Below are 638 nucleotides of genomic sequence, written 5' to 3' on the forward strand. Positions count from 1 at the left end.
GCAAGTGCATTAGAGTGGCCAAGATAGCTATGTGATCCTCCCGTAAAGCCGATGACACGCATGCCTGCTGCTTTGGCGGCATGTACACCATGAATTGAATCTTCTATAACGATAGTGTTTTGAGGCTCTACTTGTAATTGTTTTGCGGCAAAAAGGAAAATATCAGGGGCAGGTTTGGTTTTTTTTGTTCCAACTTCAGGTGCAGAAAATATTTTACCTTCAAAAAGTTCATAGAGACCAACAGTGGTGAGCATCTCTTTTATATCGATGCTCTTTGCATTAGAGCAGATACAGTAGGGATAGCGTGTTTGAATAATTTCTACTGCTTCTCTTACATCATCAAGAGCACGTAATTCAGTTTTTATTTGTGTACGAAAAATATCAGTCATTTGATCTATGAGATGAGCAGAAATTGGTTTTTCTATTTCCTGTTCAACTTGTTTAAGAATATCGCGAAAGATAAGCCCTGCAAAACGTTCGCTCAATTCTTCAGGTGAGATTTCATATCCTGTTTGTTTGAGCAATTGAGATCCAATTTTTGCTGCAAGATATTCAGAGTCTACGAGAACTCCGTCACAATCAAAAATAATAAGATCTATTTGAGGCATAAAATATTCCTTTACATGTTACGAGATGAA

1 protein-coding gene is annotated in these 638 nt (G+C 37.5%); it reads right to left on the bottom strand.

Annotated elements, in window-relative coordinates:
• On the bottom strand, positions 1 to 608 hold a 608-nt coding region (locus ACFIO3_RS14955; RefSeq protein WP_375704766.1), incomplete at its 3' end, for an HAD family hydrolase.
• Positions 609 to 638 lie beyond the last annotated feature (30 nt).

Source organism: Bartonella sp. AD328YNZD (assembly GCF_042196425.1).